This window comes from Bradyrhizobium sp. SOJA106 (genome assembly GCF_059448745.1).
In genome coordinates, this window is the sequence record NZ_CM182549.1 from 6515856 (window position 1) to 6531008 (window position 15153).

The 15153-nt window shown below is 64.9% G+C and carries 13 protein-coding genes; 2 read left to right on the top strand and 11 right to left on the bottom strand.

Annotated features, from left to right (window positions below; translation table 11 throughout):
* Positions 1-24: 24 nt before the first annotated feature.
* From AC5V87_RS30735 to AC5V87_RS30785, 11 genes are all read right to left on the bottom strand, one after another.
* On the bottom strand, positions 25-2355 hold the full coding sequence (locus tag AC5V87_RS30735) for a mechanosensitive ion channel domain-containing protein (protein ID WP_495368732.1): 2331 nt from the start codon (positions 2353-2355) through the stop codon (positions 25-27).
* A 971-nt stretch (positions 2356-3326) separates the two neighbouring features.
* A complete protein-coding gene (locus tag AC5V87_RS30740) occupies positions 3327-4247 on the bottom strand; it encodes a polyphosphate kinase 2 family protein (RefSeq protein WP_456836703.1) in 921 nt (306 codons plus the stop codon).
* On the bottom strand, positions 4207-5226 hold the full coding sequence (locus AC5V87_RS30745) for a branched-chain amino acid ABC transporter permease (protein WP_495368733.1): 1020 nt from the start codon (positions 5224-5226) through the stop codon (positions 4207-4209). The genes AC5V87_RS30740 and AC5V87_RS30745 overlap by 41 nt, the downstream gene beginning before the upstream one ends.
* Positions 5223-6104 (bottom strand): branched-chain amino acid ABC transporter permease, encoded by an 882-nt coding sequence (locus tag AC5V87_RS30750; RefSeq protein WP_456836701.1) that lies wholly within the window; start codon positions 6102-6104, stop codon positions 5223-5225. Before AC5V87_RS30750 ends, AC5V87_RS30745 begins: the two co-directional genes overlap by 4 nt.
* 5 nt (positions 6105-6109) lie before the next feature.
* Positions 6110-6814 (bottom strand): ABC transporter ATP-binding protein, encoded by a 705-nt coding sequence (locus tag AC5V87_RS30755; protein ID WP_495368734.1) that lies wholly within the window; start codon positions 6812-6814, stop codon positions 6110-6112.
* On the bottom strand, positions 6814-7584 hold the full coding sequence (locus AC5V87_RS30760) for an ABC transporter ATP-binding protein (protein WP_495368735.1): 771 nt from the start codon (positions 7582-7584) through the stop codon (positions 6814-6816). Before AC5V87_RS30760 ends, AC5V87_RS30755 begins: the two co-directional genes overlap by 1 nt.
* A gap of 31 nt (positions 7585-7615) precedes the next feature.
* On the bottom strand, positions 7616-8926 hold the full coding sequence (locus AC5V87_RS30765; RefSeq protein WP_456836698.1) for an ABC transporter substrate-binding protein: 1311 nt from the start codon (positions 8924-8926) through the stop codon (positions 7616-7618).
* 95 nt (positions 8927-9021) lie between these two features.
* The gene (locus AC5V87_RS30770) at positions 9022-9726 is read right to left on the bottom strand and encodes an NUDIX hydrolase (RefSeq protein WP_495368736.1); all 705 of its coding nucleotides are present in this window, start codon (positions 9724-9726) and stop codon (positions 9022-9024) included.
* 29 nt (positions 9727-9755) lie between these two features.
* Entirely contained in the window at positions 9756-10781 is a 1026-nt protein-coding gene (locus AC5V87_RS30775) for an ABC transporter substrate-binding protein (protein WP_495368737.1), read from the bottom strand.
* A 268-nt stretch (positions 10782-11049) separates the two neighbouring features.
* Positions 11050-11838 (bottom strand): ABC transporter permease, encoded by a 789-nt coding sequence (locus tag AC5V87_RS30780; protein ID WP_456836695.1) that lies wholly within the window; start codon positions 11836-11838, stop codon positions 11050-11052.
* Positions 11838-12656, bottom strand: coding sequence for an ABC transporter ATP-binding protein (locus AC5V87_RS30785; protein ID WP_456836694.1), 819 nt, complete (start codon positions 12654-12656; stop codon positions 11838-11840). The genes AC5V87_RS30780 and AC5V87_RS30785 overlap by 1 nt, the downstream gene beginning before the upstream one ends.
* A 151-nt stretch (positions 12657-12807) precedes the next feature.
* On the opposite strand from AC5V87_RS30785, the gene AC5V87_RS30790 reads away from it, so the two are divergent.
* Positions 12808-13590, top strand: a complete 783-nt coding sequence (locus AC5V87_RS30790; protein ID WP_456836693.1) for an ATP-binding cassette domain-containing protein — start codon at positions 12808-12810, stop codon at positions 13588-13590.
* Complete coding sequence (locus AC5V87_RS30795; RefSeq protein ID WP_495368738.1) at positions 13587-15146, top strand: glycine betaine ABC transporter substrate-binding protein; 1560 nt, start codon at positions 13587-13589, stop codon at positions 15144-15146. Before AC5V87_RS30790 ends, AC5V87_RS30795 begins: the two co-directional genes overlap by 4 nt.
* Positions 15147-15153: the final 7 nt, after the last annotated feature.

Sequence of the window (15153 nt, forward strand, 5' to 3'; positions counted from 1 at the left end):
GCACGGGCAGAGGCAAGCCAGAACTTATCCGGCCGCCCGCCGCGGCGTCAGATTGGCCGCGCCATCCGCGGGCGGCGCGATCTGCATCAGGATCGTCTGGACCGGCGATGCGATCTCGACGCCGTGCTGCTGGAAGCGCAGCTTCATGCGGCGGTTGAATTCGCGCTGGACCGGCCAGCGGCCGGCCTCGGTGCAGCGGATCTGACCGACGATCGAGACCATGGCGCCGTCGACCTTGTCGATACCCCACAATTCGAGGTCGCCGCGGATCGCCGCGCGAAACTCCGGCTCGCGCCGCATCTCGTCGACGATGTCCTTGAGGATCTGGCCGGCGCGATCGGTGTCCTCCTTGTAGGCGACATTGACGCTGACCGAGGCATTGCCGGCGCCGCGGCTGGCATTGGTGATGGTGGTGACCGCGCTGAACGGCACGATGTGCACGGCGCCGTCGCCGGCGCGCAGGCGAATGGTGCGGATCGAGACGTTCTCGACGACGCCCGAGAGACCCGAGACGCTGACGGTGTCGCCGACCTGGACCGTGTTCTCCAGCAGCAGGAATAGCCCGGTGATGAGATCCTGCACCAGCTTCTGCGAGCCGAAGCCGATGGCGATGCCGACGATGCCGGCACCGGCCAGCAGCGGTGCGACATTGACGCCGATCTCGCTCAGCGCGGTGAGGCCTACGACGGCGGCGATCAGGCAGAGCAAGGCAGTTCGCAGCATCGGCTGGAAGGTGCGCAGGCGCGCGGCCCGGGCGTAGTGCCCGTCTCGCGACAGCGAATTGATCTGGCGGTCCAGGAGCGCATTGCTGGCTTCCCAGATTGCCGCCGCGATAAACGCGGCCAATCCGATCGTCACCACCGCCGAGATCAGCCGGCTGCCGATCTGGCCACCATAGAACCAGACGATGGCATCGACGCCCCAGACTTCGAGCACGGCGACGAAGCCGATGAAGGCGATCACGCCGGAGACGATCCTGCGCAGCAGCGGCAGATAGCGGTTGGCGCGGACCTCGAGGCCCGGAAAGCGCTGGAGGATCTCCGGCCTGATGCGGAAGCCGCGGTCGATCAGGCTCAGGGTCACCATGATCGCGACGCGCGTGATCAGCGCCACCGCGATGGTGCCGACGAAATATTGCAGCAGCAGCGAATAGCCGTTGCGGATATTGAGCGCCCACACCGCCCACAATGCGAGGTCGAGCGCGATGGCAAGGTAGTGCCAGCCGGCGGCGATGCGGTTGCGCAGGCGGGCGGCGATGCCCTGCCGCTCGGCCGGCGCGCGGATGGCCTCGGCGACCTGGCGGCGGCATTGCAGGATGATGACGACGATGAAGAGATGCACGACCAGCATCACCATGCGCAGCAGCGCGGCATAGCCGGCGCGGTGCAGTCCGAGCAGCAGCGCCACATTGGCAAAGGCGATGCCGGAGACGCCGACGCCGACGATACGGCGCGCCCAGATCTCGATGTAGGCCGCGGTCTCGGCGCGTACCGGAAACAAGCCGAACGGCCCGGCCAACGCCCGAACGACGCAGATGAGCCCGCGCGAGAATGCATAGGCGTTGACGACCGCGAGGATCACGAAACGGACGATGACGGGATCCCCGATCTCGGTGCCGAGCAAGGCGGTGGCGACACCGATGAACACGAACACCGGCAGCAGCTCGAGCAGCAGGCGGCCGAGCACGAAGGGCAGCCGCAGCAGCAATTGCCAGACCCGCGCGAGGCTATGGCATCGCTTCTGCAATTCGGGCGCCGGCGTCACGTCGGCGACCGACGATGGCGGATCGGCGATCGGCAGCGCGTGCACCGGCACGCGCGCGGTTTGCGGCACGCGCCCCTCAAGGAACGCCACCGGACGCCGGATCAGGCGGAAGATCGCCCATTCGGCCGCGAGCGCGCAGCCGAGCACAAGCGCGAGCTTCCAGGCGATCTCGATCAGCAGATTGTAGGCGGCGGGATCATTGGCGGTGCGCACGATCCAGTAATAGAACGCCGGGAAATGCGTCAGCGTCCGCGCCATGCTGGCGATCTCGCGCGAGATCTCGCCGATCTGCTCCGACACCGTGAGCAGGAGCTGCGCGCCGAGACCGTCCGCCGAGAGCGGGATTGGCGATGTCTGCTCGGGCGCGGACTGCTGCGGACCGGATGCGTTCGCGATCACGCGCAACGTGTCGATCATCTGCGCGCGCTTCTTGTCGTCCTGGAGCGTTTCCAGCGCGCGCTTCGCCTCGTCAGGCGACAACGCGGCCGCATGATTGGCGGCCGGACCGGGCGGCTCGGCGTGGGCGACACAGGACGACGAGATCGCGAGGAACAGAGCGGCGAGGAGCGCCGGGACAAGCTTATGCGACACGATGGTTCCCTGGAAAAAATGAATGCGCCGGCGGAGTCGGCATCGCCCCCGCCGAAGCACTGCGTCATGTCGGACCGTCGTCATTCGCCCCGGCGCTGTGTCGGAAATTGGCCAATGAGGCGACTTTCTCTTGGCATTTGCCGCAGTGCAGGAATGGGAACTGCGAACGTCCGCGGCCCGGCTTCGCCGTGCGAGACGCGCCAAATCTCTCCCGTCATTCCGGGGTTCGGCCCGGAATGACGGCGAGGAGGAGGAGAGAAAACAGGATGTCAAACACGCCGGTCGGCCTCGTCACGGCCATCCACAGCGTTCAGCGCGTCATCAAGCGCGATCGAAATACAGCGCCGGGACGGTAGGGGCCTTGCCTCACTGATGCGGCCCGCTAAACCTTGTCCCGGCGTGCCGTTCGCGGTTTTCGCCGCTATGCGATAGTCCGAACGAGCTCCATCGCAATTAACGCGGCTGGATTTGCGGAGGTGGCGTCATAGACCTCCCCTTGCTCTGATGTGGACGTTTGGCGTCGCTTGTTTGCGACCGTGACGATGCTCCTCCCGTGCCACAAAACTGTCAAGCGGGATCAAAGGCGCACGGGATCACATTTAGCGCGAGTTCCTTCGGCCGCAACGTTAGCGGCGCTGCGAACGATCGTCTCGCACAATCGTAGCGTGGGCAAAGGCGCACTTGCTCTGTGCCCACCACTCGTCGAGATAAAAAATGGTGGGCATGCCTCCGCCTTCGCTCTTCGAGTTACGACGGACAAGTCGCTTCGCCCCCCTCGCAAGATCCGAGCTCGACCTGCTGCGATGATGCCATCATGCCCCTGTTTTGCCCGACGCGTCAAGCCAATTTCGTAAAATCCGCAACGACATCACGCCAGTCGGCCAAGCCATTGATTCCGCTGTCACCGGCTACTGTGCATGGGGTTGTTTTCGATTTCTGTTCTCGCATGCTGTCGCAGCCGCCGTTCACCGTCACTTCTTGCCGTCCTTTCCCTCCTTCTCAAGCGCCTTGCGCACCGCCTTGAATTCCTCGAGCGAGGCCTTGTCGGCGCGCGGGAAGCGCAGGTCGAGCTTTTCGAGCGCGGCATTGATCACCGAGCCGATCACGACGCGCGCGAACCATTTGTGGTCGGCCGGCACGACGTACCACGGCGCATGCGGCGTTGCCGTGTGCCGGACGATGTCCTGATAGACCGCCTGGTAACGCGGCCACAGCGCGCGCTCCTTGATGTCGTCCATGGAGAACTTCCACTGCTTGGACGGAATCTCCAGGCGGTCGAGAAAACGTTCGCGCTGTTCGTCCTTGGAGAGGTTGAGGAAGAACTTCAGCACCACGGTGCCGTTACGCGTGAGGTAACGTTCGAACGCGGCGATGTCCTCGAACCGCTCCTTCCAGATGTTCTTGGTCACGAGCTTCTGCGGCAGCTTCTGCTTGGCGAGGATTTCCGGATGCACGCGCGTCACCAGGCATTCCTCGTAATGCGAGCGGTTGAAGATGCCGATATGGCCGCGCTCGGGCAGCGCGACGACGTGGCGCCAAAGGAAATCGTGATCGAGCTCCTTGCTGCTCGGCGCCTTGAAGGCGGTGACCTCGCAGCCTTGCGGATTGATGCCCTCGAAGATCGCCTTGATCGCACTGTCCTTGCCGGCGGCGTCCATGGCCTGGAACACGATCAGCAGCGACCAGCGGTCCTGGGCGTAGAGCTTCTCCTGGAAGTCGACCAGCCGCTTCTTGTTGGCGTCGAGAAGCTCCTGCGCCTTCTCCTTGTCGAGATCGCCCTTCTCGTTCGTCTTGTAGTCCTTGAGGTGAAACTTGCCCGATCCGTCGTAGCGGAAGGGCGCGATGTAGCGGTCAAGTTCCTGGGCGAGCGATCTGGACGGCTTCTTGCTCATGAGCGCGGGGCACCTTGCGTTGGGGCTTCAATCGGTCGAGCAAGCTACCAAGGATGCCCTTGGGAAGGAATATGATGAAGAGCACGAGCAGCACGCCGTAGACGAGGTTGTCCCAGCCGACCGCCTTGGTGCCGAAGCCGATGCGCAGGGTCTCGGCCAGCAGGATCGTGATGATCGCGCCGAAGGTCGGGCCGAGCGAGACGAACAGGCCGCCGACGATGGCGGCGAATACCATCTGCAGCGACACCGCGATGCCGCTGACCGTGTCGGGCGTGATGAACATCTGGTATTGGCAGTAAATCGCGCCGGCGAGCGCCGTCATCAGCGCGCTGAGCAGCGTGATCTTCAGCTTCTCCGCGGTGACGTTGACGCCGGCGGCGGCCGCGGCGTCCTCGTCCTCCGAGATCGCCTCCAGCGCATAGCGCGCCATGCTGCGGTCGATCCAGTGCCAGGCCACGATGCCGAACAACCAGGCCGCGAGCGCGACCAAGTACCAGGTGGTCTTATCGTCGAACTGCAGGGCCAGCAGCTTGTTGCCGGAGGCCCGGTTCGGGGTGTAGCCGAGCGAGCCGCCGGTATAGTCACGCGTCGCCGTGATGACCTGGAGCACGATGCCTGAGAGCGCCAGCGTCACCAGCACGAAATAGTGCCCGGTGATGCGGAAGCGGAAGCAGGGATAGCCGACGATCAGCGCCAGCGCGCCGGCCGCGACCATGCTGATGGGAATGCCGATCCAGGGCGACAGGCCCAGATGATTCCACAACAGCGCGGTGACATAGGCGCCGATCCCCATGAAGCCGCCATGGCCGAGCGAGACGAGGCCGAACCGTCCCATCATCGACCAGGACGTATAGGCGAACGACCAGATCAGGATCAGCACCAGGATGTGCACATGATAGGGGTCGCGATAGACGAACGGCAGCGCGACCAGCACCGCCAGTCCGATCCCCCATGCGGTGAGACGCCCCTGCCCCGTCATCGGCGCCTCGCCAGCAGGCCCGCGGGCCGGATGAACATCATCACGATGAAGAAGGCGAAGGCGAGCACATAGCCCCATTCGAGATCGGAGAACAGGCCGCCGAGCGAGATGATCTCGGCGAACACGAAGGCCGCGATGAAGCCGCCGATGAAATTGCCGAGGCCCCCGAGCACGCAGATCAGGAAGGTGATCGGCCCGAACGAGAGGCCGACAAAGGGATGCACGTCATATTGCAGCACCAGGAGGCAAGCGGCGAGCCCGGCCAGCGCGCCGCCGAGCGCGGAGGTGATGAGATAGATCCGCTTGGTGTCGACACCCATCAGCGCCATGATCTGCCGGTCCTGCGAGATGGCGCGGATCGCGGTGCCGGTGAAGGTGCGTGTCATGAACAGATAGACTGCGACCATGCCGACCAGCGCGGCGAGGAACGAGAGCAGTCGGGCGTAGCTGAAATTCATGTCGCCGAAGGCCAGCACCGGCAGGCGGATGCCGAGATTGCGGAAATCGATGCCGAAGGCGACGGTGGCAAAGCTCTGCAGCACGAACAGCACGCCGCCGGTCGCAAGCAACTGGTTGATTGGTGGCGCTGTGAGCAGCGGTGCGATGACGAGGTAATGCAGGAGCGCGCCAAGCAGCGCGACCAGCAGGATCGTGAGCGGCGCGGCGACGAAATAGCTGACGCCGTAATACTGCACCATGAAGTACATGGCGTACATGCCGATCATCACGAGCTCGGCGTAGCAGATCCAGGTCACGTCGATGACGCCAAAAATCAAGTTGAGCCCGAGCGCGAGCAGCGCCAGCACGCCGCCGAGCAGGATGCCGTTGATCACGGCCTCCAGCAGGTAGATATCGAAAACATCCAGGAACGCCTGCATGAGCCTCACACCCCGAGATACGCTTCCTTGACCGTGTCGCTCGCCAGCATCTCGGCCGAGGTGCCCGACGCCCGGATCGTGCCCGCCTCGATCAGATAGGCGCGATCGACCACCTTCAGCACTTGCTGCACGTTCTGCTCCACGATCAGCACCGTCAGCCCGCTGGCACGGATCCGCTTCACCAGCTCGAACACCTGCTGCACCACGACCGGCGCAAGCCCGGCGGAGGGCTCGTCCAGCAGCAGCAGCTTCGGATTGGACATCATCGCGCGGCCGATCGCACACATCTGCTGCTCGCCGCCGGACATGGTGCCGGCCATCTGATGCCGGCGCTCCTTGAGCCGCGGAAACAGGTCGAACACGACCTCCAGCCGCTCGGCATAATGGCCGCGCGCCTCCTTCATGAAGGCGCCCATCTTGAGATTGTCGTCGACCGTCAGCTGCGGAAACAGCCGCCGGTTTTCGGGAACGTGGGCAATGCCGAGGCTGACGATCTTGTGCGGCGGCGTTGCGACAACATCGACGCCCTCCATCCTGATCGATCCGCGCGTGGGACGGATCAGGCCGGAGATGACGCGCATCAGGGTGGTCTTGCCGGCCCCGTTGGGGCCGATGACGCCGACGGCCTCGCCGGCCTTGACGTCGAGATCGACGTCGAACAGCGCCTGGAAGGTGCCATAGCCGGCATCGACGCCGCGGAGCTCCAGCATCATTGCCCTCCCGCGCGGCGGCGCGCTTCGGCGGCCGCGGCCTGCGTGGTCTCGGCGTCGGTGCCGAGATAGACCTCGATGACGCGCGGATCGCCGGCGACCGCGCTTGGCAGGCCTTCCGAGATCTTCTCGCCGTGGTCGAGCACCATGACGCGGTCGACGACCCGCATCAGCACGCCCATGATGTGCTCGACCCAGATGATGGTGATGCCGAGCTCGTCGCGGATGTTGCGCAGCATGTCGGCCGCCTGGTCCATCTCGGCCTCGTCGAGGCCGCCGAGGCTCTCATCGGCGAGCAGCAGCTTTGGCGCGGTGGCGAGCGCCTTTGCGAGCTCGAGCTTCTTGAGGCCGGCGGCGCCGAGACCATCGACGCTGGCGTGCCGATCGATCGGCAGGCCGACCATGGCGAGCGATCGCTCGGCCGCCTCCTCCGCCCGGGCGCGGCTATGGCGGCCCTGGCCGTAGAAACCGGCGAGCGCGACATTCTCGAAAATGGTCAGCCGGCGGAACGGGCGCGGGATCTGGAAGGTGCGGCCGATGCCGCTGTTGATGATCCGGTGCGGCGCGAGGCCCGCGATCTCGGAGCCGCCGAACAGGATCGAACCGGAGGTCGGCGCCAGCGTGCCGGAGAGCATGTTGAAGATCGTGCTCTTGCCCGAGCCGTTGGGTCCGATCAGGCCGAGGATCTCGCCCTCCTCGACCTTGAACGACACGTTGTTGACGGCGGTGAAGCCGCCGAACCGTTTCACCAGCCCGCTGACTTCCAACACCGACCCGCTCTCCTTGTCAAAAGTATTGCCGCTACTGGTTGCTGTAGGTGGTGCCCTTCGGCAGCGGCAGCACGGCTTCGCGCTGCGCCTGGCTCTTGGGCCACACTACGTAGGATTTGTCGTCGATGTACTGGATCACCACCGGGAAGGAGCGCTCGTTCTGCCCGGCCATCGGCGTTCCCTCGCCGTAGAACTTGACGCCGAAGCCGAGCATGGTGCCGCCTTCGGGAATGTCGGTGTCGAGCGCGGCTTTGCGCAGTGCGTCCGGATCGACGCCGCCATACGTCTTGATCGCGCGCGGCAGCACGTCGTTCATGAAGACGTAGGTGTTGGACGCGCCGATGCCGACATGGGCGGAGCGGATGGCGACGCCGGGCTTGATCTTGTCGAATTCCTCTCCGACCATCTTGATGACGGGCCCGAGCTTCGGGTCCATCGTCTTCTGGTTGGCGAGCCAGATCGAGATCGGGTCGGTGTTGAAGATATAGGTGGCGTCCGCGCCCATGCCCTCCTTGAGCTTCTCATAGACGCCGTAGCCGGCGCCATGTCCCATCAGCGCAGCGAATTTCAGGCCCTGCTCGCGGGCCTGCCGCAGCAGGAGCGTGATGTCGGGGTTGTAGCCGGTGTGGAAGATGACGTCCGGCTTGGCGCGCTTCAGCTTGGTCACCAGCGCGGAGAGATCCGGCGCGGTCGCCGAATAGCCTTCCTTGAGCACGACGTTGAAGCCCGCCTTCTTCGCGCCGGCCTCGTTGCCCTTGGAGACGTCGACGCCATAGGCGCCGTCCTCGTGGATGATGGCGACGCGCAGCTCGCCCGGCTCCTTGCCGAGCTTCGTCTTGGCATTCTGCGCGATGAAATCCATCGTCATCATGCCGAACTGGTCGCCGCTCGCCTGCGGACGGAACACGTATTTGTAGCCCTTCTCGTTGAACACGGCCGACGAGATGCAGGTCGTCATCCACATGAACTTCTTGAGCTGCTCGACGCGCGCGGCGACCGGCACGCATTGCGCCGAGGAGAAGAAACCGAGCACCATGTCGACCTTCTCCTGCTCGAGCAGGCGGACGGATTCGTTGATGGCGATGTCGGGCTTGCTCTGCGCGTCGGCATAGACGGCCTCGACCTTGTAACCCTCGACACCCGTCTTGGCGAAATGGTCGAGGATAATCTTTGTGCCGACATAGTTCAGCTCGGAGCCGCCGCCCGCGAGAGGCCCGGTCAAATCAAAGACGACACCGATCTTGATCTTCTTCTCTTGGGCCTCAGCGGACGCCGCCAAGCCCGTCGCTGCTATCGCGACCAACAGCCCACGTACCAAGCGGGCAGCCATGCGCAGGCGCATCTAAACCTCCCTGGACGATTGTGCATTGCAGTCTTGTTGCTTTTGCTTTTTTGCCCATCACATGGGCTGCGCGCAGCGATGTCAAGCCTCGCGCATCAGCGCGATGCGAACTGCTGCGCGATAAAGGCCGTGACAAATCGCGGCATGGTCGGCGTGAGATCATCCATCCCGCGCACGAGATGAATGGCCGACAGCTCCGGTTCGGCCTCGCGCGCCAGATTGGCCTCGATCCGGGCGCGCGCAACGTCGCCCGGCATATCCAGGTTGAGCACCCGGATCATCGCAATCGTACGGTCGGAGACGACACAGTGCCAATCCGCTTCGGCCCGATAATCGTCGGCCGTGAGCCCGGTCTCCTCCTCGAGCTCGCGAACGACGCTGCCGGGAATATCGAGCCTGCCGTCCCTGACGTCGCCCGGATCGGGTGTCCCCGAGGGGAAATAGATCCGGCCTGCATTGGCGGTGTGGGGCGCCATCTCGCCCATGACGAAAGCACCGTCGGATGCGCGCAGCGCCCCCATGCCGAAACCGTTGAACACGGAGGGGTCCGGAAATCCCCAGTCGCGCCAGGCGAGGAAGCTTGCGAAATCCACTTCGGAATAGGTCGCGGCCAGACGGCCGTCCGCGAACACGGGATCGCGGCCGAGCAGGATGCGGCCGTTCCAGATCTTCGGCCGCTCGCGCTGCTTCTCGGCGAAATGCGCCGCGATCTCGACGCGGCGCTCCTCAGCAAACGGCCAAACCGTCGGCCGCACGGCAAGATCAAGCGTCGTGACGCGATGAATGACAGGTGACGTCATGACGCCTGATTACAACGCGTTCGCGTCAGTTATTTGGCGCTCCCCGTGGTCTTCTTGGCCTGGTCGACGAACTTATTGGTAAAAGTCTTGCTGACGTCGATCTTGGCGTTGGCGACCTCTGGCGAGCCGACGCTGAACACCGCGAGCACGGCGTCCGCGCCCTTCGGGTCCATCTTGCCGGTCTGGGAGAACATCGGAATCGTGTTCTTCAGCGCGGCGAGATAGAGGTCCTTGTTCTTGCCGACCATCTCATCCGGCATCTTCGCCATGATCTCCTCGGGCGAATGTGAATGGATCCAGGCGAGCGTGGCCAGCATCGCGTTGGTGAGCGCCTGCGTCTCCTTCTCGTGCCCATTAACCCAGGCCGCCGTCGAGTACAGCGCGCCGCCGGGATATTCGCCGCCGAACGTCTCGAGCGTATCCTTCTGGGTGCGGGTGTCAGAAAGGATGCGCAGATCCTTGTGGCTGCCCTGGAGCACGGTCACGGAGGGGTCGAGCATCACGGCCGCGTCGATCTGGCCCTGCTCCATCGCGGCGACCGCGGTGGCGCCGAGGCCGACGCCGATCACGGCGGTACCGGCGGGGTCGAGCCCGTTCTTCTTCAGAAGATATTTCAGAAAGAAGTCGGTGGAGGAGCCGGGCGCGCTGACGCCGACCTTCTTGCCGGCAAGATCCTTGATCGATTTGATGTCGTTGGTTCGCGAGGAGGCGACAACCAGCACGAGGCCGGGATAGCGGTCATAGACCACGAAGGCCTGAAGCTCCTGCTTCTTGGCCGCGAGGTTGACGCAATGGTCGAAATAACCGGAGACGACGTCGGCGCTGCCGCCGAGCACGGCCTTGAGCGCGTCCGAGCCGCCCTTGAGGTCGACCAGTTCGACATTGAGGCCAGCCTTCTCGTATTCGCCGAGCTGCTTCGCCAGCACCGTCGGCAGATAGCACAGGCAGGCGCCGCCGCCGACGGCGATGGTGACCTTGCTTTGCGCCGCGGCAAATCCGGTGGTGAGCGTCAGCGCGAGCAGCGCGCCGGCGAGCCTGGCAATCGTGTTCTTCATTGGTTTCCTCCGTTCGGCCCGCCGCACCATAGAGCAGAGGGACGGGCTTGAGAAGCGCAGGCGGAGGCTCTGGCCATCGGCCTTTCGGCGCAATAGCATGGGCCCACAACAATAATCCTTGTGGGGAGGATCACCATGAATCGCCTTGCTGCCGGCCTGTCGCTCGCCGCCGCCTTTGCCCGGCGCTTCGCGCCGCCTCTCTCGCTTGCTTGCGGGAGAGGTTAACTGCCGCCTCAGCTCGCACTAATTCCCGCAAGACGCATTGCGCCTAGCCCCGCCCGTCCGACGCGGTCGGCCGCCATACCAGCAGCCGCCGCTCGACCAGCGTGACCCCGAAGTCGATCAGGATGACGAAGGCCGACAGCACGAACATGCCGGCGAACACGCCAGCGACGTCGAACACGCCTTCGGCCTGCTGGATCAGATAGCCGAGCCCCGCCGCCGATCCCAGATATTCGCCGACGACCGCGCCGACCACCGCGAATCCGACGGAAGTGTGCAGCGACGAAAACATCCACGACAGCGCCGACGGCCAGTAGACGTGCTGCATCAGTTGCCGCTCGCTCATGCCGAGCATCCGGCCGTTGTCGAGCACGGTGCGGCTGACTTCCTTGACGCCCTGATAGACGTTGAAGAACACGATGAAGAACACCAGCGTCACGCCGAGCGCGACCTTGGACCAGATGCCGAGGCCGAGCCACAGCGCGAAGATCGGCGCGAGCACGACGCGCGGCAGCGCATTCACCATCTTCACGTAGGGATCGAACACCGCGGCAACCAGCGGCTGGCGCGCGAACCAGAAGCCGACGAGGACGCCGCCGAGCGATCCGATCACGAAGGCGAGGATCGATTCCGCGAGCGTGATGCCGAGATGCTTCCAGATCACGCCGGAAGCGAACCATTTCACGATCTGGCTGAACACGTCGAACGGGTTGGAGAAGAAGAACGGCGGCAGCAGGATCTTGCCGAACACCGGAACGGTGGACAGCACCTGCCACAGCACGATGCAGATGACCGCGACCAGGACTTGCAGCGCGAACAGCGTCGGACGCGACATCAGACCGCCTCCGCCGCATGGGTGGATTGCGCGTAACCCTTCATCACCTCGTCCTTGAGCACGCTCCAGATCTCGCGATGGAGCGCGTGGAATTCCTTGTCGAGCCGCACCTCGAATATATCGCGCGGGCGCGGCAGGCTCACGCGCCAGTCGCCGATGATGCGCGAAGACGGCCCGGCCGACATGATCACGACGCGGTCGGCGAGCGCGATTGCTTCTTCGAGATCATGGGTCACGAACAGCACGGCCTTGCGGTCGGCATTCCAGAGGTCGAGCAGCAGGTTTCCCATCACCTGCCGGGTCTGTGCATCGAGCGGGCCGAACGGCTCGTCCATCAGCAGGATCTTTGGATCGCGGATCAGCACCTGCGCCAGCGCCACGCGCTTGCGCTGGCCGCCGGAGAGCATGTGCGGATAGCGGCCCGCGAAGGCGCCGAGGCCGACGGATGTCAGCCATTTCTGCGCCCGCGGCAGCGCTTCGGCGCGCGGCGTGCCCTTGATCTCGAGCCCGATCGCGACGTTGTCCAGCGCAGTCTTCCAGGGGAACAGCGCGTCGGCCTGGAACAGGTAGCCGGCGTCCCGGTTCAGCCCCGCCAGCGGCCGGTCGAAAATCTTGACGCTGCCGGCGGCAGGCTTGAGCAGGCCGGCGGCGACGTTGAGCAGCGTCGATTTTCCGCAGCCGGTCGGCCCGACGATGGCGACGAACTCGCCCTGCGCCACCGTGAGATGCGCCTGCTCCACCGCCGTATAGACCCGCCCGTCTGCGAGCCGGAACGCGACCTTGGCATCTTCCAGCGCCACCGCCGTGGGCGTTGTCATGTGTTTCCTCCAGACTTGGTCCGATGCCTTAGCCTCTCGCGCCGCCAAGTTCAATCAAGCCGTCAAGCGTGCTACGCATGGGCTCTTGCCGTGCTCTTACTCTCCCCTGGAGGGTCTCTCCAGGGGAGGTAAGAAAGAATGAGCTCCTCCAATGCATTCCAACGCTGCCATCAGCTACCAGCGTGTCACCAAAAGCTTTGGCCCGCTCAAGGCCGTTGCTGACGTCTCGCTCGACATTGCCGAAGGCGAGTTTGTGGCCATCGTCGGCGGCTCGGGTTCGGGCAAGACCACGCTGCTGCGGCTCGCCAACCGGCTGATCGAGTCCGATGGCGGCACCATTACCGTCGAGGGCGAGGACGTGCGAAACGTCGATCCGGTCGCGCTGCGGCGGCGGATCGGCTATGTCTTCCAGAGCGGCGGGTTGTTTCCGCATCTGAGCGTCGCCGACAATATCGGGATCACGCCGAAGCTGCTGGGCGTGCCGGTGGCGGATATCGCCGCGCGTGTGGACGAACTGATCGAACTCGTACAGCTCGACGGGGCTGCACATCGTGACCGGCTTCCGGAGGCATTGTCGGGCGGTCAGCAGCAGCGCGTCGGCGTCGCGCGGGCACTGGCGGCGCGTCCGCGCATCGTACTGATGGACGAGCCGTTCGGCGCGCTCGATCCCCTCACCCGCGATGCGCTCGGCGACGATTATCGCGCGCTGCACCGCAAGCTAGGTCTGACCACCGTGATGATCACACATGACATGACCGAGGCCATCCTGCTCGCCGACCGCATCGCGGTGATGCGCGGCGGCAAGCTGGTAGCGCAGGGCACACCGGCAGAGCTCTCGAACAGCGGAGACGCCTATGCGCTGGAGCTGCTGCGCACGCCGCGGCGCCAGGTCGAGCGGTTGAACGCGCTATTGTCGCAGAGCGGTCCGGCATGAGCCTCCTCACTGATCCGCGCTGGGGCGAGGCGCTGGCGCATCTGCCCGACTATCTCGGCAATCATGTGCGGGTCAGCCTCGCCGCGCTCGCGCTCGGTCTCGCCGCCAGCCTGCCGCTGGCGATCCTGACGCGAAATCGGCCCGCGCCGCGCGCGGTCCTGCTAGCGCTCGCGAGCATCGTGCAGACGGTGCCGGGGCTGGCGCTCCTCGCGCTGTTCTATCCACTCCTGCTGCTGGCTGCCTCGGTCGCACTCGCCTGGTTCGGCGTCGCCTTCTCGGCCTTCGGCTTCCTGCCGGCGATGCTCGCGCTGGCGCTCTATTCGATGCTGCCGGTGCTGCGCAACGGCATCACCGGCCTCAATGGCATCGATCCGGCTCTGATCGAAGCTGCCAAGGGCGTCGGCATGACGGCACGGCAGTCGCTCGTCATGGTCGAGCTGCCGCTGGCCTTGCCGGTGATGATGGCGGGCATCCGCACTGCCGCGGTGTGGGTGATCGGCACCGCGACGCTCTCGACCCCGATCGGCCAGACCAGCCTCGGCAATTACATCTTTGCAGGGCTTCAGACCCAGAACTGGGTGTTCGTGCTGTTCGGCTGCTTAGCCTCGGCGCTGCTCGCGCTCGCGGTCGATCAATTGCTCGGCCTGATCGAGAGCGGTCTGCGCCGGCGCCGCCGCGTGCACACCGCCCTTGGCGGTATTGGAATCGCGGCGCTGGTCGCCGCGACGCTGGTGCCGACGATGGCGCGCTCGCCGCAGACCTATGTCGTCGGCGCCAAGACATTTGCCGAGCAATATGTGCTGTCGGCCCTGCTCCGCGACCGCCTCCAGGCGGCGGGTCTCCCCGCCACGGCACGGTCGGGCCTCGGCTCCAGCGTGATCTTCGAGGCGCTGAAAGCCGGCGATATCGATCTCTATGTCGACTATTCTGGGACGCTCTGGGCCAATCAGCTGCACCGTACCGACATCAAGCCGCGCGCGGAGTTGCTGGCTGAACTTAAGACCTCGCTCGCGCAGGACAACATCACCCTAGTCGGCGAGGTCGGCTTCGAGAACGCCTATGCGCTGGTGATGCCGAAGCAGCGCGCCGAGGCGCTTCATATCCGCAGCATTGCCGATCTCGCCGTGCATGCGCCGGCGATGTCAATTGCCGGGGACTACGAATTCTTCTCGCGGCCAGAATGGGCGGCGCTGCAAAAAGCCTACGGCCTCTCGTTCCGCAGCCAGCGCCAGATGCAACCGGACTTCATGTATGCGGCGGTCGCCAGCGGCGAGGTCGACGTCATCGCCGGCTACACCAGCGACGGGCTGATCGCGAAATACGATCTTGTCGCGCTCGACGATCCCAAGCACGCGATCCCGCCTTACGACGCGATCCTGCTGCTCGCACCAAAGCGCGCCGGCGATGAGAAATTGCAGGCGGCGCTCACGCCGCTGCTCGGCAAGATCGATATCGCCACGATGCGCGAGGCAAACCTGCGCGCCAGCGGCAATGATGCGAATTCATCTCCGGATGCGGTGGCGAAGTGGCTGTGGGGGAAAGTGGGTGAACGTTAAGCAAGCA